Origin of the sequence: Bradyrhizobium sp. BLXBL-01, from assembly GCF_051853025.1 — a bacterium.
Lineage (GTDB): Bacteria > Pseudomonadota > Alphaproteobacteria > Rhizobiales > Xanthobacteraceae > Bradyrhizobium.
The window spans coordinates 1,387,232-1,405,570 of record NZ_CP182471.1; the positions used below are offsets into that span (position 1 = coordinate 1,387,232).

General features: G+C 65.3%; 18 protein-coding genes. 16 read left to right on the top strand and 2 right to left on the bottom strand.

Features of this window, described 5'->3' with window-relative positions:
* The first annotated feature begins 35 nt into the window (after positions 1-35).
* From ACNJYA_RS06520 to ACNJYA_RS06550, 7 genes are read left to right on the top strand one after another with little or no spacing between them, the layout of a single operon-like run.
* The gene (locus tag ACNJYA_RS06520; protein WP_439365715.1) at positions 36-863 is read left to right on the top strand and encodes an ABC transporter substrate-binding protein; all 828 of its coding nucleotides are present in this window, start codon (positions 36-38) and stop codon (positions 861-863) included.
* Positions 860-1,717 carry an amino acid ABC transporter permease gene (locus ACNJYA_RS06525; RefSeq protein ID WP_212254224.1) on the top strand — a complete coding sequence of 286 codons (858 nt, stop codon included), beginning with the start codon at positions 860-862 and terminating at the stop codon, positions 1,715-1,717. The genes ACNJYA_RS06520 and ACNJYA_RS06525 overlap by 4 nt, the downstream gene beginning before the upstream one ends.
* Entirely contained in the window at positions 1,714-2,478 is a 765-nt protein-coding gene (locus tag ACNJYA_RS06530) for an amino acid ABC transporter ATP-binding protein (protein ID WP_212254225.1), read from the top strand. The genes ACNJYA_RS06525 and ACNJYA_RS06530 overlap by 4 nt, the downstream gene beginning before the upstream one ends.
* Positions 2,479-2,494: 16 nt before the next feature.
* Positions 2,495-3,310, top strand: coding sequence for an ABC transporter substrate-binding protein (locus ACNJYA_RS06535; RefSeq protein ID WP_212254226.1), 816 nt, complete (start codon positions 2,495-2,497; stop codon positions 3,308-3,310).
* Positions 3,297-4,181: a polysaccharide deacetylase family protein gene (locus tag ACNJYA_RS06540; RefSeq protein ID WP_172784822.1), complete on the top strand. Its 885-nt coding sequence runs from the start codon at positions 3,297-3,299 to the stop codon at positions 4,179-4,181. Before ACNJYA_RS06535 ends, ACNJYA_RS06540 begins: the two co-directional genes overlap by 14 nt.
* Entirely contained in the window at positions 4,181-5,764 is a 1,584-nt protein-coding gene (locus ACNJYA_RS06545) for an ABC transporter substrate-binding protein (RefSeq protein WP_439365716.1), read from the top strand. The genes ACNJYA_RS06540 and ACNJYA_RS06545 overlap by 1 nt, the downstream gene beginning before the upstream one ends.
* A complete protein-coding gene (locus ACNJYA_RS06550) occupies positions 5,761-7,134 on the top strand; it encodes an amidohydrolase family protein (RefSeq protein ID WP_439365717.1) in 1,374 nt (457 codons plus the stop codon). Before ACNJYA_RS06545 ends, ACNJYA_RS06550 begins: the two co-directional genes overlap by 4 nt.
* A gap of 187 nt (positions 7,135-7,321) precedes the next feature.
* Here the strand turns inward: ACNJYA_RS06550 and ACNJYA_RS06555 are convergent, their stop codons facing one another.
* Positions 7,322-8,221: a LysR substrate-binding domain-containing protein gene (locus ACNJYA_RS06555; protein WP_172784819.1), complete on the bottom strand. Its 900-nt coding sequence runs from the start codon at positions 8,219-8,221 to the stop codon at positions 7,322-7,324.
* Between the two features lie 274 nt (positions 8,222-8,495).
* Here ACNJYA_RS06555 and ACNJYA_RS06560 point away from each other — a divergent pair, with 274 nt between their 5' ends.
* From ACNJYA_RS06560 to ACNJYA_RS06600, 9 genes are read left to right on the top strand one after another with little or no spacing between them, the layout of a single operon-like run.
* Complete coding sequence (locus ACNJYA_RS06560) at positions 8,496-9,530, top strand: ABC transporter substrate-binding protein (RefSeq protein WP_439402252.1); 1,035 nt, start codon at positions 8,496-8,498, stop codon at positions 9,528-9,530.
* 23 nt (positions 9,531-9,553) lie between these two features.
* A complete protein-coding gene (locus ACNJYA_RS06565; RefSeq protein ID WP_439365719.1) occupies positions 9,554-10,594 on the top strand; it encodes an ABC transporter ATP-binding protein in 1,041 nt (346 codons plus the stop codon).
* Positions 10,591-11,466, top strand: a complete 876-nt coding sequence (locus ACNJYA_RS06570) for an ABC transporter permease (RefSeq protein ID WP_439402253.1) — start codon at positions 10,591-10,593, stop codon at positions 11,464-11,466. Before ACNJYA_RS06565 ends, ACNJYA_RS06570 begins: the two co-directional genes overlap by 4 nt.
* On the top strand, positions 11,463-12,269 hold the full coding sequence (locus tag ACNJYA_RS06575; RefSeq protein ID WP_172784815.1) for an ABC transporter permease: 807 nt from the start codon (positions 11,463-11,465) through the stop codon (positions 12,267-12,269). The genes ACNJYA_RS06570 and ACNJYA_RS06575 overlap by 4 nt, the downstream gene beginning before the upstream one ends.
* A gap of 8 nt (positions 12,270-12,277) precedes the next feature.
* On the top strand, positions 12,278-13,414 hold the full coding sequence (locus tag ACNJYA_RS06580) for an NAD(P)/FAD-dependent oxidoreductase (RefSeq protein ID WP_260382099.1): 1,137 nt from the start codon (positions 12,278-12,280) through the stop codon (positions 13,412-13,414).
* A 26-nt stretch (positions 13,415-13,440) separates the two neighbouring features.
* Complete coding sequence (locus ACNJYA_RS06585; protein ID WP_172784813.1) at positions 13,441-13,737, top strand: (2Fe-2S)-binding protein; 297 nt, start codon at positions 13,441-13,443, stop codon at positions 13,735-13,737.
* Positions 13,734-15,152, top strand: coding sequence for an NAD(P)/FAD-dependent oxidoreductase (locus ACNJYA_RS06590; protein WP_439402254.1), 1,419 nt, complete (start codon positions 13,734-13,736; stop codon positions 15,150-15,152). Before ACNJYA_RS06585 ends, ACNJYA_RS06590 begins: the two co-directional genes overlap by 4 nt.
* Positions 15,149-16,270, top strand: a complete 1,122-nt coding sequence (locus ACNJYA_RS06595; RefSeq protein WP_439365721.1) for an NAD(P)/FAD-dependent oxidoreductase — start codon at positions 15,149-15,151, stop codon at positions 16,268-16,270. The genes ACNJYA_RS06590 and ACNJYA_RS06595 overlap by 4 nt, the downstream gene beginning before the upstream one ends.
* Before the next feature lie 15 nt (positions 16,271-16,285).
* The gene (locus ACNJYA_RS06600; RefSeq protein ID WP_025034068.1) at positions 16,286-16,633 is read left to right on the top strand and encodes a RidA family protein; all 348 of its coding nucleotides are present in this window, start codon (positions 16,286-16,288) and stop codon (positions 16,631-16,633) included.
* Between the two features lie 258 nt (positions 16,634-16,891).
* Here ACNJYA_RS06600 and ACNJYA_RS06605 read toward each other — a convergent pair whose 3' ends face one another.
* On the bottom strand, positions 16,892-18,226 hold the full coding sequence (locus tag ACNJYA_RS06605; protein ID WP_439402255.1) for a dicarboxylate/amino acid:cation symporter: 1,335 nt from the start codon (positions 18,224-18,226) through the stop codon (positions 16,892-16,894).
* Positions 18,227-18,339 lie beyond the last annotated feature (113 nt).

An 18,339-nucleotide genomic window follows, 5' to 3' on the forward strand; every position in this document is an offset into this window, starting at 1 on the left:
CAACGGCCGGTCGCGGCGTTGGCAAAGGAGCTGACATGACACGCCTTTCGCATTTGCTTGCCTTCGCAGCATTGGCTGCCGTGACGTCGGCGCGAGCCGCCGAGCTGCCGGCGGAGATCAAGCAAGCCGGCACGCTGAAGCTCACGGTCAACTCCACCTACGCGCCGATGGAATACCGCGATCCCGCAACCAACGAGCTGGTCGGGCTCGACATCGATCTGGCGAACGAGCTCGCCAAGCGGCTCGGAGGCCTCAAGATCGTCTGGAGCGAGACGCCGTTCGCCGAGCTGATCCCCTCGCTCCAGACCAAGCGGGCCGACTTCATCATCAGTGGCATCCAGGATCGTAGTTCGCGGCGTGAGACGGCGGATTTCGTCGACTACCTGACCACTGGTCCGCAATTCTTCGTGCTGACCGAGAATGCGGCGAAGGTCGCCACCGATCTTTGCGGCAAGAAGGTCGGCACCACCCGCAGCACCGCATTTCCGATCGAGATCGAGAAATGGAGCAAGCAGAACTGCGAGGCGGTTGGCAAGCCTGCCATTCAGTATGTGCCCGGCGAGAATTCGATCGACGTGCGTAATCAGCTCAAGCAGGGCCGCATCGATGCCGCGGTTCAGGGCAGTGAAACCTTGCCCTACGCGCAAACGCAGGAAGCCGGCAAGTACCGCGTCATTGGTGAGCAATTGTCCACGGGCTATCAAGGCATCATGTTCCGCAAGGACGATGCGGCCTTGCGCGAGGTCGTGACGGAGAAGCTCGTGGCGATGATCGCCGACGGCTCGTACAAGGCCATTCTCGACAAATGGGGCTTAGGGGCCAATGCGGTCGCCCAGCCCATGCTGAACGCGGCGCCGCAATGAAGCCGGCGCCGGCACTCGCGCAAGGCTTTCCCGATCTGTCGGGCATGCGGATCGCGCGCGAGCCGCACTGGTTTCGCTGGATCAGCGCGGCCCTGATCGTCCTCGTGCTGGCGGCGATCGCGCGCGCCTTTGCGAACGGCCAGATCGAATGGTCCTATGTCAGCCGCTTCCTGACCGCAAAGGTCATCCTCGAAGGCATCGTCAACACCATGGTGATGGCGGTGCTGGCGATGATGCTCGGCATCTTTCTTGGCATCGTCGTCGCGATCATGCGGCTGTCGCCCAATCCGGTGCTGAAGTCGGTCGCCGCCGGCTACACCTGGCTGTTCCGCGGCACGCCGCTGATCCTGCAGCTGCTGCTGTGGTTCAACCTCGCGCTGGTGTTTCCGACCATCGGCATTCCCGGCCTGTGGTCCGCGCGCGCCGTCGACGTCATGACGCCGTTCCTTGCCGCGCTGCTTGGGCTCGGCATCAACCAGGGCGCCTACACCTCCGAAGTCATGCGCGCCGGCATGCTGTCGGTCGATATCGGGCAGTATGAGGCGGCGCAGGCGATCGGCATGGGACGGCTGCGCGCGCTGCGGCGGATCGTGCTGCCGCAGGCGATGCGCGTGGTGATCCCGCCGCTCGGCAACGAGTTCATCAGCATGGTGAAGGCGACCTCGCTCGCCAGCGTGATCCAGTATCCGGAGCTGCTGCACAATGCCGAGAACATCTACTACGCCAATTCGCGCGTGATCGAGCTCCTGATCGTCGCCGGGCTCTGGTATCTGCTCGTGGTCTCGATCCTGACGCCGCTGCAGATGCTGCTCGAACGCCGCTTTGCACGCGGCACATTGCGGCTGGCGCGATGACAAAACCCCTCGTCGCCATCCGCTCCGTCAGCAAAAACTTTGGAGAGTTTCAGGCTCTCAACAACGTCTCGCTCGACGTCTGGCCCGGCGAGGTGATGTGCCTGATCGGCGCCTCCGGCTCAGGCAAGACCACGCTGCTCCGCTGCATCAACCAGCTTACCACCATCGATGCCGGCGGCATCTGGCTCGACGGCGAGCTTCTGGGCGTGCGCGAGCACGGCGGGCGGCTCCATCGCCTCAGCGAGCGCGAGATCGGGCGGCAGCGGCTGAAGACTGGCATGGTGTTCCAGCGTTTCAACCTGTTTCCGCACAAGACCGCGCTGGAGAACATCACCGAAGGCCCCACCCAGGTTCAGGGGCGCAAGCTGGACGAGGTGCGCGCCGAGGCGACCGAGCTGCTTCGTCGCGTCGGGCTGGCGGCGAAGGCGGATTCCTATCCGGCGCAGCTCTCCGGCGGCCAGCAGCAGCGCGTCGCGATCGCGCGGGCGCTCGCCATGAAGCCGATGTTGATGCTGTTCGACGAGCCGACCAGCGCGCTCGATCCCGAGCTGGTTGGCGAGGTGCTCGCTGTCATGAAGGAATTGGCGAAGAGCGGCATGACCATGATGGTGGTGACGCACGAGCTCGGCTTCGCCCGCGAGGTGGCCGACCGCGTCGTCTACATGGACCATGGCGCGATCGTCGAGCAGGGCCGCGCCTCCGACGTGTTGGGCGCGCCGCGCGAGGAGCGCACCAAGGCATTTCTTTCGGCAGTGATCTGACATTGGGGGTATGGCGATGAAGAGATTTTTGCTTGCGGCGGCGTTCCTGGGCGCCATGAGCGCGTCGGCGATGGCGGCCGAATTGCCGCCTGACATCGCAAAGCGCGGCAGCCTCAAAGTGGCGATCGTGCCGAACTATCCGCCAATGGAGTTCCGCGATCCCGCCACCAACGCGCTCTCCGGCTTCGACGTCGATCTCGGCGAGGCGATCGGCCGCAAGCTCGGCCTCAAGATCGAATGGACCGAGACCAGCTTTGCCGAATTCATGCCGTCGATTTCGACGGGGCGGGTGGATGCCATCCTGTCCGGCTTCACCGACTATGCGAGCCGGCATGAGACCGCCTCTTTTGTCGACTATTTGCGCAGCGGCCCGCAGTTCTTCGTGCAGGCGTCACGCAAGGCGGAATTCAAGGATGCGACGTCGCTGTGCGGCAAGAAGGTCGGCTCCAGCCGCCGCACCATGTTCCCGGCGCAGATCGCGGCGTGGAGCGAGAAGAACTGCGGCAGCAATCCGATCCAGGTCATCGGCACCGACGGCTCGGCCGACGCGCGCACCCAGCTGCGGCAGGGACGCATCGATGCCGCCGCCCAGGGCAACGAGACGCTGCCCTACATCATGGACCTCGAGCCCAACACCTATGCGACCGTGGGCGAGCCCATCGCGCAGCAATTCACCGGCATTGCTCTGCCGGTGAAGGAGAAGGCATTGCAGCAGGCAATGCTGGAGGCGGTCGACGCGCTGATTGCGGACGGCACCTACAAGACGCTGCTGGCGAAGTGGAAGTTGAGCGACAACGCAATTGAGAAGGCGACCATCAATGCTGGACAGTAAGGCACTCCAGAGCATTCCGCTCGTTCCGGCCAACACCGCGGATCCCGCGCCCGAATATCCCTGGCCGAAGCCGTACAATTCCGCGATGTTCCTGTCGTTCGACGTGGACGCGGAGAGCGCCTGGACCAGCAAGGATGCGGTGCATGCGCAGCGGCTCATCACCATGAGCTATGGCGGCTACGAGGCGCGCGTTGGCACGCCGAAGCTCTTGGAGCTGCTCGACCAGCTCGATCTCAAGGCGACGTTCTTCGTCACGGGGTGGTCGGTCGACGCGCATCCGGCGATGGCGGAATCGATCCTGAAGGCCGGCCACGAGATCGGCCATCACGGCTATCACCATCTGTTGCCGGATCCCGGCGATCCCTGGATCGAGGAGGAGCTGGAGCGCGGCTTCGAGGCGCTGAAGCGCCGGCTCGGCGTCAAGCCGACCGGCTATCGCGCGCCCTATGGCGAGTTCACGGAGGAGCTGCGCGTCGCGCTGGTGCGCCACGGCATCGTCTATACGTCTTCGTTCCGCGACGACGTCAGGCCCTATCGCCATCGCCTCGCCGACGGCAAGCCCGGCACGATCGAGCTGCCGGTGACCGCGAGCTATGACGACTGGATGCACGGCCTCTCCGCGCGCTTCAGCCCGCGCTCGATCTTCCCCAAGGAGCACGTGCTCTCGATGTGGAAGGACGAGCTGGACGAGGTCCGCGACTGGGGCGCGATGGTGACGACCGTGCTGCATCCGCAATGCAGCGGCCGTCCGATGCGGCTGCGTCTGCTGCGCGAGTTCCTCACTTACGCAAAATCGTGCCCGGATGTCTGGATCACCACCGGCGAGAAGATCGCGGAGAACTTCCTGCGCCACGAGGCCGGTAACCGCTAATGTCCATTTCCCGCCGTTTGCTCCTGAAGGCCGGCGCGGCGCTGCCGGCGCTGTCGCTGCCGGGCATCGTCCGCGCTGAATCGCAGTCCACGCTGCGCTTCATCCCGGTCATCGACCTCGCTTTCGTTGACCCCATCTATTCGACCGCGCAGGTGTCGCGAAACCACGGCTTCATGGTCTACGACACGCTCTACGGCATGAGCTCCTCGCTCCAGGTTTCGCCGCAGATGCTGTCGGGCCAAGCCATCTCTGGCGACCAGCTGCAGTGGGACCTCACGCTTCGTGATGGTCTGTTCTGGCATGATGGCGAGCGCGTGCTGGCACGCGATTGCGTCGCCAGCATTCGCCGCTGGGCCGCGCGCGACGGCTTTGGCGGCGAGCTGATGGAGGCGACCGCCGAGCTCTCGGCCGTCGACGACCGCACCATCCGCTTCCGTCTCAAGCGCCCGTTCCCGCTGCTGCCGCAGGCGCTCGGCAAGGCCGCGATCAATGCCTGCTTCATGATGCCGGAGCGGCTGGCGAGCCAGGATCCGTTCAAGCCGCTGACCGAGGTGATCGGCAGCGGCCCGTTCCGCTATCTCGCCGACGAGCGCGTGCAGGGCGCGCGCAACGCCTATGCCAAGTTCGAGCGCTACCAGCCGCGCACCGACGGCAAGCCGGATTGGACCGCCGGGCCGAAGATCGTGCACTACGACCGCGTGGTCTGGACCACCACGCCTGATGCCGGCACCGGCGTCGCCGCGCTCCAGACCGGCGAGCAGGATTGGCAGGAAACCACGCCGCACGATCTGCTCCCGGTGATCAAGGCGGCCGGCGATATCGAGACGCGAATCCTCGATCCCAGAGGCTACGCCTGCATGCTGCGCCTCAATCACCTGCAGCCGCCGTTCGACAATCCCGCCATCCGCCGCGCGCTGTTGGGGGCGATCGACCAGTCCGCGTTCATGACGGCCGTCGCCGGCACCGATCCGGCGTTCCAGGTCTCGCCGATCGGCTATTTCGCACCCGGCACGCCGATGGCAAACGACGTCGGCCTCGACGTGTTCCGCGGCCCGCGCAACTACGACAAGGTCAAGGCTGACCTCAAGGCCGCCGGCTATAACGGCGAGAAGATCGTGCTGCTCGTGCCCACCAACTCGCTGGCGCAAAAGCCGCTCGGCGAGATCGCGGTGGACTCGTTGCGCAAGGCCGGCATGAACGTCGAATATGCCGGCCTCGATTTCGCCGTGGTACTGCAGCGCCAGCTGAAGAAGGATCCGCTTCCGCAGGGCGGCTGGAGCGCCGCGGTCGGCAACTGGCAGGGCATCGACTGGCTCAACCCGGCCGGCAACACCAACATCCGCGGCGAAGGCAAGGTCGCCGGCTGGTATGCGAGCACGAAGATGGGCGCGTTGCGCAGCCAATGGCTGGCGGCCTCCGAGCTCGCCGAGCAGCAGCGCATCTGCCGCGAGATCCAGGCGGTGGCGTTCGAGGAAATCCCCTATATTCCGATCGGCCTGTACAAGCAGCCGACCGCCTATCGCAAGGCGATCACCGGCATTCTCGACGGCACCGCCGTGTTCTGGAACGTGCGCCCCGCATGAGCACAACAGCGATCTTCGGCAGCTACGTGCTGTCACGGAAAGACGGCGTGCAGGACGTGCTGCGCGACCACTGGGTTCTGGTCGAAGGCAAGAAGATCGCGGCGGTCACGCGCGACAAGCCGCGCGCCGACGTGATCTATGACCGCCCGGGCCGCTTCGTGCTGCCCGGTCTGCTCAACCTGCACAATCACTGCTTTTCGGAAGCAGTGGCGCGCAGTCACACCGAGGACGGCAACGGCCGCAAGAACAACCAGAGCATCGTCTACACGGTGCTGCTGCCGCTGACCAAGCGCGGCGCCGACATCCTGTCGGCGGAGGAACGGCTCGCGGTGGCGCGGCTCGGCATCCTCCAGCTGCTCAAGGGCGGCGCCACCACGGTGATGGAGCCGTTCCGCAACTCGATCCCCGAAATGTTCGACGCGGCGGAAGAGATGGGCATCCGCTTCTACGGCGCGCCCTATCTGTTCTCGACCTCCGATGCCAAGGCTGGCCCGGACGGCGTGGTGCAATATTCCGGCGATGACGGCGCCGCGGACATGGCGACATGGGATGCGCTCTATCAGCGCTGGAACAATCGCGGCGACGGCCGCATCAGCCTTGCCATGAGCCCGCACGCCACCGACACCTGCGGTCCCGATCTCCTGAAGGCTTGCGCCACGCGGGCGCGCGAACTCGGCGTTCCCATCACCACGCACATGGCGCAGAGCCGCGCCGAGGTCGAGACCATCGGCAAGCGCTATGGCGGCCGCACCCCGGCAGAATATCTGGATTGGCTCGGCCTGCTCGCGCCCGATCTGATGGCGGCGCATTGCATGTTCTCGAGCGACGACGATCTCAAGCTCATGGCCGCGCGCGGCATGACCGTCTTGAACTGTCCACGCGTGTTCGCGCGCGCCGGCATCACCGCAGCCTTCAGCCGCTTCGCAGAGCACGGCGTCCGTACCGTGGTCGGCACCGACGGCTACAACATGGACCTGCTCGGCGAGCTCAATGCGGCCTCGCTGATCTCCAAGATCACTTCGGCGCGCCCAGATGTCGCGAACTCGCCCGAGCTGATCGAGGCGAACACGACGGTCGCCGCCGACGTCATCAAGCGGCCCGATCTCGGCCGCATCGAGCCGGGCGCGACTGCCGATCTCACCGTCGTCGATCTCACCCATCCGCATCTGCAGCCGCTGTTCGATCCGCGCCGCGCGCTGATCGCGCTCGCCAACCGCGCCAATATCGACCAGGTCGTGGTCGATGGCCGCGTGCTGGTCGATGAGGGACGCTATCTCGGCGCGGATGAAGCGGCGATCATTGCCGCCGGCACCGCCGCAATCGGCAAGATCTGGGATCTGCCGGAGGCGCAGGCGGCGTTCAACGGCTGAGCGCTGCTGACGCCACGACGACGGTGCGCTCCCTCTCCCGCTTGCGGGAGAGGGCGGGGGAGAGGGCTCTCTCCTCATAGGACACTCTCAGTGTGGAGGGAGCCCTCTCCCGGCGCTACGCGCCGACCTCTCCCGCAAGCGGGAGAGGTTGCAGCGAGCCTGTAGCTGCACTGTTCAAATCCAAGCCCTAATCCTCAAACTCCACCAGCGCCTTGCGCATGGTCTCGACCAGGTCCAGCGCCACCGGCGAGGGACTGCGCTGCGCCGGAAAGACCGCGGAGAATTCGAAGTCGATGCGCGGCAAGAAGCGGCGCGCGACGACCCCGCGCGTTGCGAATTCCTGCGCCGTGAAGGGATCGCAGATCGCGACGCCGAGCCCCGACGACACCATGCCGCACATGATCTCCGACAGCGTGGTCTCGACCCTGAGCACCCGGCGGACATCATGGCGATGGAAGACCTGGTCGACGAGATGACGGCTCGACGATCCCGCGGACAGCGAGATGAAGGTCTCGCCCTCGAAATCGCGCGGCTCCAGCACTTCCTTCTCCGCGAGGCGATGGCCGGTCGGGAGCACTGCAACGCGCGCCGGCGCTGGCAGCCGCTGGCTCGGCAGGCCGGAATGCGCGATCGGCACCTCGGCAAAGCCGACGTCACATTGATTGTTCAGCACCCAGTCGACCACGATCGGCGAGATGACACCGAAGAAGGCCAGGTTGAGGTTGGGCCGCTCCTTCAGAAAGTGACCGGTGAGCCGCGGCAGATAGCCGTTCGACAGCGCCGGCAGTGCTGCGATGCGTAGCGAGCCGGTGCGGCGGCCGCGGATTTCTTCTGCTGCCGCAGTGATGCGCTCCAGGCCGACGAAGGAGCGCTCGACCTCGGTATAGAGCGCCATCGCCGCCGCGGTCGGCACCAGGCCGGTGCCGCGCCGTTCGAACAGCTCCATTTTCAGCAGGGCCTGGAGGTCGCGCAGCAACCGGCTGACGGCCGGCTGCGTCACCTTCATCAGCGCCGCGGCCTCGGTCACGCTGCCCGTCAGCATTGTCGCGCGGAAGGCCTCCACCTGCCGCGAATTGATCCGCGCCATTCCCGATTCCAATCATAACATTTTGGCATGCAGAGGGTGCCATTATTCATTGGACGATGGAAGTACAGGTTGCGATCTTTTTCATCAGGACTGGAGACAGCCCGCTTTTTCGGCAGATTGGAGGGTTCAAACCTCCAGATCGCGCCAAAAACCCGCCGAACAGGGGCCGGAGCCCTAATCGGAGAGGGTTTGCGCGGAAGGGAATGCGGAAGGTGCTTCAGCCAGCGAGACTCGTCGGCACGTCACCTCATTCCGGTATTGGAGATCGGTCCACATGAAGACTTTTCGCCTTCTGACCGCGGTCAGCATCGCAGGGCTCATTGCCTCCCCATCAGTCGCCTGGGCCCAGCAGAAAACGCTCTATGTCGCCGGCTATGGCGGCTCGTTCGAGAAGACCATCCGCGACGAGGTGATCCCGGCCTTCGAGAAGGAGAACGGCGTCAAGGTCGAATACGTCGCCGGCAACTCCACCGACACGCTGGCCAAACTCCAGGCGCAGAAGGGCAACCAGCAGATCGACGTCGCCATCGTCGATGACGGCCCGATGTACCAGGCAATCCAGCTCGGCTTCTGCGGCAGGCTCGACGGCCTGCCCGCCGATCTCTACGACACCGCGCGTTTCAAGGACGATCGCGCAGTCGCGATCGGCATCGTCGCCACCGGCCTGATGTACAACACCAAAGTGTTCAAGGAGAAGGGCTGGGCGCCGCCGACCTCGTGGAACGACCTGAAGGACACGAAATACGCAAAACAGCTCGTGATCCCGCCGATCAACAACACCTACGGTCTCGAAGCGCTGGTGATGCTGTCGAAGATGAACGGCGGCGGCGAGACCAACGTCGATTCCGGCTTCAAGATCTTCAAGGAACAGATCAACCCGAACGTGCTGGCCTATGAGCCGTCGCCGGGCAAGATGACCGAGCTGTTCCAGTCCGGCCAGGCCGTGATCGCGGTGTGGGGCACCGGCCGCGTGCAGAGCTTTGCCAATACCGGCTTTCCCGTCGACTTCGTCTATCCCAAGGAAGGCGCGGCGACGCTGCTGACGACGGCGTGTCCGATCAACAAGCCCAATGCTTCGCCGCTGGCGGCGAGCTTCGTCAAGATGCTGCTCGATCCCAAGATCCAGCTCGTGATGCTGAAGGATTACGGCTACGGCCCGGTGCTGAAATCGCTGGTGATCCCGCCGGAGCTCGGCAAGATGGCGCCGATCGGGGAGCGCGCGGCGAAGCTCTACAATCCGGACTGGACCGTCATCAACGAGAAGCGCGAGGAGTGGACCAAGCGCTGGAATCGCGAGGTCGAACGCTGATCGGTCGCCGCGGAGACAGCGCCATGGCCTATCTCGAGCTCGATCGGGTCGCCAAGCAGTTCGGCACGCAGACTGTGGTCGACGACTTCAGCCTGTCGGTGGGGAAGGGGGAGTTCATCTCCTTCCTCGGCCCGTCCGGCTGCGGCAAGACCACGACCTTGCAGATGATCGCGGGCTTCCTCGATCCCACGCGCGGCGCGATCCGCCTCGAGGGCAAGGACCTGACCGCGATCCATCCGGCCAAGCGCGGCCTCGGCATCGTGTTCCAGAGCTACGCGCTGTTTCCGCACATGACCGCGGCGGAGAACGTCGCCTTTGGCCTGGAGATGCGTGGCGTGCCGCGCACCGAACGGGCCGAGCGCGTGCGCGCCGCGCTCGCGATGGTGGGGCTCGCCGGATACGAGGACCGCCATCCGCGCCGCATGTCCGGGGGCCAGCAGCAGCGCGTGGCGCTGGCGCGTGCGCTGGTAATCAAGCCGAGCGTGCTGCTGCTCGACGAGCCGCTGTCGAACCTCGACGCCAAGCTGCGCGAGGAGATGCAGATCGAGCTGCGCCAGATCCAGCGCACCGTCGGTACCACCACGATCCTGGTCACCCACGACCAGAACGAGGCGATGTCGCTGTCCGACCGCATCGTGGTGATGAGCCAGGGCAAGATCGAGCAGATCGGCACGCCGCAAGAGACTTACGAGAAGCCGGCCTCCGCCTTCGTCTCGCAATTCCTCGGCAAGACCAACGATTTTGCCGGAACCATCGACCGGACCGTCTCGCCGACGCAACTGGTGGCGGGCTCCTGGCGCGCACCGGCGCCGGCCGCGCTCGGCGGTCCCGTCACCGTCAGCGTTCGCCCGGAAAGAATCGGCTTTGGCGATACAGGGCTCAGCGCAAAAATCATCACGCGCATCTTCCAGGGCAATCACTGGCTGTTCCAGTGCGACAGCGAATGCGGCCCGGCGATCGTGATCCGCCAGAATGACGGCACGGCGCAGCCAGGCGAAGGCGATGCCGTCCGCCTCACCTGGCGGCCTGAGGACATGAGCGTGCGCGCGAGGGCCGGCGCATGAGCATGGCCGCCGAGGAGCGCAGCCTACGCGCGCCGTGGGCGCTGACCGCGCCCGCCCTGATGCTGTTCGCCGGCGTGCTGCTGATTCCGCTGGCGATGACGGTGATGCTGTCGTTCCACGATTGGGGCCAGTACAAGGGCATCGAGCCGGTCTTCATCCTGAAGAACTGGCACGAGATGGCGACCGATCCCTATTACGCCGAGATGTTCTGGCGGACGTTCCGCATCGCGATCCTGACCACGCTGCTCACCGCGCTGCTCGGCGCGCCCGAAGCCTACATCCTCAACCGCATGAGCGGCCGCTGGAAGAGCTTTTTCCTGCTGGTCATTCTCGGGCCGCTCTTGATCTCCGTCGTGGCGCGCACGCTCGGCTGGGCGCTGCTGTTCGGCGGCAACAACGGTCTCGTCAACAAGCTCCTGATGTCGCTCGGCGCGATCCGTTCGCCCATTCCGTTCATGTTCACCGAAACCGGCATGGTGGTCGCGCTCGCGCATGTGATGATGCCGTTCATGGTGCTCTCGGTCTGGGCGGCGCTGCAGCGGCTCGACCCGCAGATCGAGAATGCCGCGATGTCGCTCGGCGCGGGCCCCGCGACCATCATCCGCCGCATCATCATGCCGCAGATCATGCCCGGCGTGCTGTCGGGCGCCATCATTGTGTTCTCGCTCTCGGCCAGCGCTTTCGCCACACCGGCGATCATCGGCGGCCGCCGGCTCAAGGTCGCCGCGACACTTGCCTATGACGAGTTCCTCAACACCCTGAACTGGCCGCTGGGAGCTGCGGTCGCAACGCTGCTGCTGGTCGCGCTGGTGCTGATCGTGGTCGGCTGCAATGCGCTGATCGAGCGCCGCTATGCCGAGGTGTTCCGATGAGGCAGAACGGTCCGCTCGCGTTGATCTTCCACACCATCTTCGTCATCGTCATGGTGGCGCCGATCCTGGTGGTCTGCCTCGTCGCCTTCACCCCCGAAGGGTTTCTGTCGCTACCGACCAACGGGTTTTCGCTGCGCTGGTTCAGGACCATCCTGAACTATCCCGAATTCATCCACGCGTTCTGGGTCAGCCTCGGCCTCGGCGCGCTGTCCTCGCTCGTGGCGCTCCTGTTCGCGGTACCGGCGGCGCTGGCAATCGCGCGCTATCGCTTTCGCGGCCGCGATGCGCTGGCGGCGTTGTTCCTGTCGCCGCTGATGATCCCGCATGTCGTGCTCGGCATCGCCTTCCTGCGCTTCTTCACCTCGGCGGGCCTCGGCGGCAGCTTTGCAGCGCTGATCATCGCCCATGTCATCATCGTGTTTCCGTTCGCGCTGCGGCTGACCTTGGCGGCTGCGACCGGCATGGATCGCTCGGTCGAAATGGCTGCCGTCTCGCTCGGTGCGGGCGGCTGGACGCTGTTCCGTCGCGTGACGCTGCCGCTGATCCTGCCTGGCGTCATCAGCGGCTGGGCGCTCGCCTTTATCCAGTCCTTCGACGATCTCACCATGACCGTCTTCCTCGCCGCGCCGGGCACCGAAACATTGCCGGTGCGGATGTTCCTTTACATCCAGGACAACATTGATCCGCTGGTGACGTCTGTCTCGGCCTGCGTGATCGCGATCACCATGACCGCCCTCATTCTGCTCGACCGCTTCTACGGGCTCGACCGTGTGCTCGCCGGCAAGGGCGATACGGGACGATAGGAGAACCTATGCGAACGGATTACGACGTCGCCGTCGTCGGCGGCGGACTGCTCGGCTCCGCCATTGCCTGGGGGCTCGGCCGGCTCGGCAAGAAGGTCGCCGTGCTCGACGAAGGCGACATCACCAAGCGCGCCTCGCGCGCGAACTTCGCGCTGGTGTGGGTGCAGAGCAAGGGGCTCGGCATGCCCGCCTATACGGTGTGGACCGTGCAGGCCTCGCAGGCATGGGGACGGCTTGCCTCCGAGTTGAAGCAGCAGACTGGCCTCGACGTTGCCCTTCAGCAGAATGGCGGTTTTCACCTCACCCTCGGTGAGGACGAATTCGGCCAGCGCACCGAGCTCGTCAAGCGCATGCACAACCAGGCCGGCGCGGCCGACTACAAGATGGAAATGCTGCGGCCGTCCGAGCTGAAGAAGGCGCTGCCGCTGATCGGGCCCGAGGTCTCCGGCGGCAGTTATTGTCCGCTCGACGGCCATGTCAATTCGCTGCGCACGTTCCGCGCCTTCCACACCGGCTTCGTTGCGTTCGGCATCGATTATTTTCCGGAGCGTTCGGTCTCGGCGATAAGCAAGAGCGGCGGCGAATTTCGCCTGACGACGCCGCAGGGCGAGCTGCGTGCCGCCAAGATCGTGCTCGCCGCCGGCAATGCCAACCAGACGCTGGCGCCGATGGTCGGCCTCTTTGCTCCGATGGGCCCGACCCGTGGCCAGGTCGTCGTGACCGAGCGCACCATGCCGTTCCTGCCGCATCCGCTGACCACGATCCGTCAGACCGACGAGGGCACGGTGATGATCGGCGACAGCAAGGAGGACGAGCTCGACGATCGCACGCTGAAGCCGTCGATCAGCGGCGTCATGGCCGATCGTGCGCAGCGCATGTTCCCGCATCTGGCGAGGCTCAACGTGGTCAGGAGCTGGTCGGGCATTCGCGTCATGCCGCAGGACGGCTTTCCGATCTACGACCAGTCGGAGACGCATCCCGGCGCCTTCGTCGCCTGTTGCCATTCCGGTGTGACGCTGGCTTCCAACCATGCCTTCGAGATTGCGCGCATGGTGGCGCAGGGCGCGCTCGAGCCGGAGCTGGTTGGTGCGTTCTCCGCCAGCCGCTTTGGTGGCGCAGGTGCTGCCAACAGCAGCGGCTACTAGAGATCACAAGGAGCCAAGGGCATCCCATGTTTAGACGATCCGAACAGGACAAGCGCCCACAGGTGCAGATCTTCGTCGACGGCGTCGCCGTCGCGGCGCGCCAGGGCGACACCGTCTCGGCCGCGCTGCTGGCCTCCGGCGTTGACGCACGGCGTTCCACCGCAGTCAGCGGCGCACCGCGTCTGCCCTACTGCATGATGGGCGTCTGTTTCGACTGCCTCGTCACCATCGACGGCGTCGGCAATCGGCAAGGCTGTCTCGTGCCCGTCGCCGAGGGCATGCAGATCGAGATTCAGAAGGGCAAGCGGGAGATCGGAAGATGAGTGTGGCTCCCAAGCGCAATGACTACGACGTCGTGGTGATCGGCGCCGGCCCTGCCGGCCTCGCCGCTGCGGCCACATCTGCCGAGGCCGGCCTGTCGACGCTGCTGCTCGATGAGAACATCGGCCCTGGCGGTCAGGTGTTTCGGGCGATCGCCTCGACACCTGTGACGGACCGCAACCAGCTCGGCCCGGACTATTGGGTCGGGGCCGATCTCGTGCAGTCGCTGCGCGCGAGCAATGCCGAGGTGATCCAGCGTGCCACGGTCTGGAGTCTCGACCGCAATCTCGACATCGCCGTCTCGATCGGCGGCGCCTCCGCCTTCGTGAAGGCCAAGCGCGTGATCCTTTCGACCGGCGCGCTTGAGCGGCCGTTCCCGATTCCCGGCTGGACGCTGCCGGGCGTGATGACCGCAGGCGCGGCCCAGACCATGCTGAAGTCGTCAGCCCTGGTGCCCGACGGACGCACGGTGATCGCAGGGCAGGGGCCGCTGCTCTGGCTGCTCGCCGCGCAGATTTTGCGGCTCGGCGGCCGCATCGATCGCATCCTCGACACCACCGAGCGCGGCAATTATTTCGCGGCGCTGCGGCACGCCTTTGCATTCCTGACGTCGCCCTATTTCGCCAAGGGCCTCTCGATGATGCGCGAGGTGAAGGCGAAGGTGCAGGTCGTCTCGGGCGTCACCGAGCTCGCCGCGGCTGGCGACGGCCAGCTCGCGAGCGTCAGCTATGTCGCCGGCGGCAAGCGCGAGACCATTCTGGCCGATCTGTTGCTGCTGCATCAGGGCGTCGTGCCCAACGTCAATCTGGCGATGTCGGCCGGCATCGAGCATCGCTGGGATGATTTACAGCTGTGCTGGTCGCCGGTGCTCGATGCAAGCGGCAATTCGTCGGTCGCGGGCATCGCGATCGCGGGCGATGGCGCGGGAATCGGCGGCGCGAATGCCGCTGTGGTGCGCGGTCGCATTGCCGCGGGCGCCGCGGTGGAAGCACTTGCGCCCGCTTCTGCCGCAAAACTCCCCGCAATGGCGACACTTCGTTCCGACCTCGCCAAGGCCGAGCGCGGCCGACTGTTCCTCGACACGCTGTTCCGCCCGGCGCCGCAGTTCCGCATTCCCGCGGGCGATACCATCGTCTGCCGCTGCGAGGAGGTGACCGCCAAGGACGTTCTGGATTCCGTCGCAATCGGTGCGACCGGGCCGAACCAGCTCAAGGCCTATCGCCGCACCGGCATGGGCCCGTGCCAGGGCCGGCTCTGCGGCCTCACCGTCACCGAGCTGATGGCGCAGGCGCGGGGCAAGAATCCGCAGGAGATCGGCTACTACCGGCTGCGCGCGCCGGTGAAGCCGATCACGCTGGCCGAGCTCGCCGCTGTTCCCAAGAGCGAGGCCGACGTCAAGGCGGTGGTGCGCGGATGACACGAAACGTGGATGCGATCGTCATTGGCGGCGGCATCCACGGGTGCTCGACCACGCTGCATTTGTGTCTCGCCGGCCTGAAGCCGCTGCTGATCGAAAAGGACTATGCCGGCCGTCACGCCTCGGGCGTCAACGCCGGTGGCGTTCGCCAACTCGCCCGGCACATTCCAGAAATCCCACTCTCGATCCGCTCGATGGGCATCTGGGAGAAGATTTCGGACCTCCTCGACGACGATTGCAGCTTCGAGAGCTACGGTCAGGTGCTGGTCGCCGAAAACGAGGACGAGCTCGCGGTCTGCCGTGCGCGTGTCACCGAGCTCAATGCGCTGGGCTTTACCCACGAAGAACTGATCGACGCGGCGGAATTGCGCCGGCTCGTGCCGGCGGTGGCCGAGACCTGTCCCGGTGGCGTGGTCTCGCGCCGCGACGGCGCGGCCAATCCGGCGCAGACGACGACGGCCTTCCGCCGCAAGGCCGAGCAGTTAGGTGCGACCGTGCGCGAAGGCGTGGCCGCAGGCAACATCCGCTACAGCGACGGCCTCTGGCACGTCGATGTCGGTTCGGAGAGCTTTGCCGCGCCGGTGCTGATCAATGCGGCCGGCGCCTGGGCCGGCAAGATCGCGGCTGATCTCGGCGAGCCGGTGCCGGTCGAGACCGTGGCGCCGATGCTGATGATCACCTCGCGCGTGCCCCACTTCATCGATCCCGTCGTGATCCTGCGCGGGCGAAAGCTCTCCTTCAAGCAGTTCAAGAACGGCACCGTGCTGATCGGCGGCGGCCATCTGGCAACGCCCTATCAGGACCGCAACGAGACAGTGCTGGACTGGAAGAGCCTTGCGACCAGCGCGCAGACTGTGTTCGAGCTGTTCCCGGTGATGCGCAGCGCCACCATCGTCCGCGCCTGGGCCGGCATCGAAGCCAAGATGAAGGACGACATTCCCGTGTTCGGGCCGAGCTCCCGTCACAAGGGCCTCTATCACCAGTTCGGCTTCTCGCTGCACGGCTTCCAGCTCGGCCCCGGCGCCGGCGCCGTGATGGCGGAGCTGATCGTCAACGGCGGCACCCAGACCCGCGTCAGCGATCTCGGCATCGACCGCTTTCACCCCTCCACGCTCTAAAAAGAAGAGGACATCATGAGCATCACCCGCAGCATCCGCACGCCCATCATGCACCGCGCCGTCGAAGCCAATGGCTTCGTCTTCCTCGGCGGCACCATCGCCGACGACACCTCGGTCTCGATGGGGGACCAGACCCGCAACATCCTCGGCAAGATCGCCGGCTATCTGAAGGAAGCGGGAACCGACAAGTCGCGCGTGGTCAGCGCTTCGATCTTTGTCACCGATCTCTCCAAGAAGAAGGAGATGGACGCGGCCTGGACCGAATTCTTCGGCGACAACCTGCCGACCCGCGCCACCGTCGGCGTCGCCGATCTCGGCGGCGGCGCGCTGATCGAGGTGGTGGTGACCGCACTCAAGGGCTGATCGCGATCGGCGGGACCGAGATCGGGCGATCGCCCGATCTTGCCAGCGCATTCATGAGAGGGAATTCGACCCGCCGCCAGATCGCATGCGGTAATGATTTTCAAAAGCCCGACGCCCTGCCCCCAGCGCGTCGGGCGGAAAGAATGAGTATCAATCCGTGATCCCAACGCCATTGTTGTGACGCGGACCGCATCGATTTTCTACTCCGGGAAACTACCGCATTGGAACTAGGCGTCGTCTGCTCACCGACTGCGCGGACTACGACGCCGCGCCTCCGCCCGGCTCCAGCGCCTCGCCGATCTCCAGCGGATGCGCCATGGTCTCGTGCAGCGCGTCGCGGTCGAGCTCGCCTTCGGAGATGCTGATGACGACGCAGGCGACGCCATTGCCGATCAGATTGGTGAGCGCGCGGCATTCGCTCATGAACTTGTCGATGCCGACAAGGATCGCGATCGACTGGATCGGGATATCAGGCACGATCGACAGCGTCGCGGCGAGTGTGATGAAGCCGGCGCCGGTCACGCCCGAGGCCCCCTTGGAGGTGATCATGGCGATGCCTAAAATGCCGAGCTCCTGCCAGATGGTCAGATGGGTGTTGGTCGCCTGCGCCAGGAACAGCGTCGCCAGCGTCATGTAGATGTTGGTCCCATCGAGATTGAAGCTGTAGCCGGTGGGGATGACGAGGCCGACCACGGAGCGTGAGGCGCCGAGATGTTCCATCTTCTGGATCATCTGCGGCAGCACGGTCTCGGAGGACGAGGTGCCGAGCACGATCAGGAGCTCGTCCTTGATATAGGCGATGAAACGCAGGATCGAGAAGCCGGAGAGGCGGGCGATCGCGCCCAGCACGATCAGTACGAACAGGATGCTGGTCAGATAGAACGTTCCGATCAAAGCGGCGAGATTGAGCAGTGAGCTGAGGCCATAGGCGCCGACGGTGAACGCCATGGCGCCGAAGGCGCCGATCGGCGCGACGCGCACGATGATGCGGATGATGCCGAAGAACATCTTCGCCGCCTTGTCGATCGCGTCCGCAATGGGCTCGCCGGCCTTGCCGAGAAAGGCGATGGCGAAGCCGGAGAGGATCGAGATCAGCAGCACCTGGAGCAGGTCGCCGCGCGCAATCGCGCCCAGATAGCTGTCGGGAATGATCGCCATCAGATGCGCGACGATGCCCTCCTCCTTGGCCTTGGTGACGTAGGTCGCCACCGAATTCGGGTCGATCGTGGCCGGATCGATATTGAAGCCGTGCCCGGGCTGGAGAATCTCGCCGACGAGCAGACCCACCGCGAGGGCCACGGTCGAGACCGTCTCGAAATAGATCAGCGATTTCAGCCCGACCCGACCGACCCGCTTCAGATCGCCCATCGAGGAGATGCCGTGCACCACGGTGCAGAAGATCACGGGCGCGATCATCATCTTGATCAGCGCGATGAAGCCGTCGCCGAGCGGTTTCAAGGCCTTGCCGAGATCGGGATAGACATAGCCGATGAGCACGCCGAGCACGATCGCGATCAGCACCTGGACGTAGAGGATCTTGTACCAGGGCTGGTGCCGGCGCTGGATGGCTGACGGAATTGCGATCTGTGTCATAATGCAGGCTCGGGAACGGATTGATCGTGCACGATTTGCATCATGTGATGGGCGCCGCAGAAGCGATAATCACATTTTTGTCTGTTGGCACGACCATCGATCGTTGCGCCGCA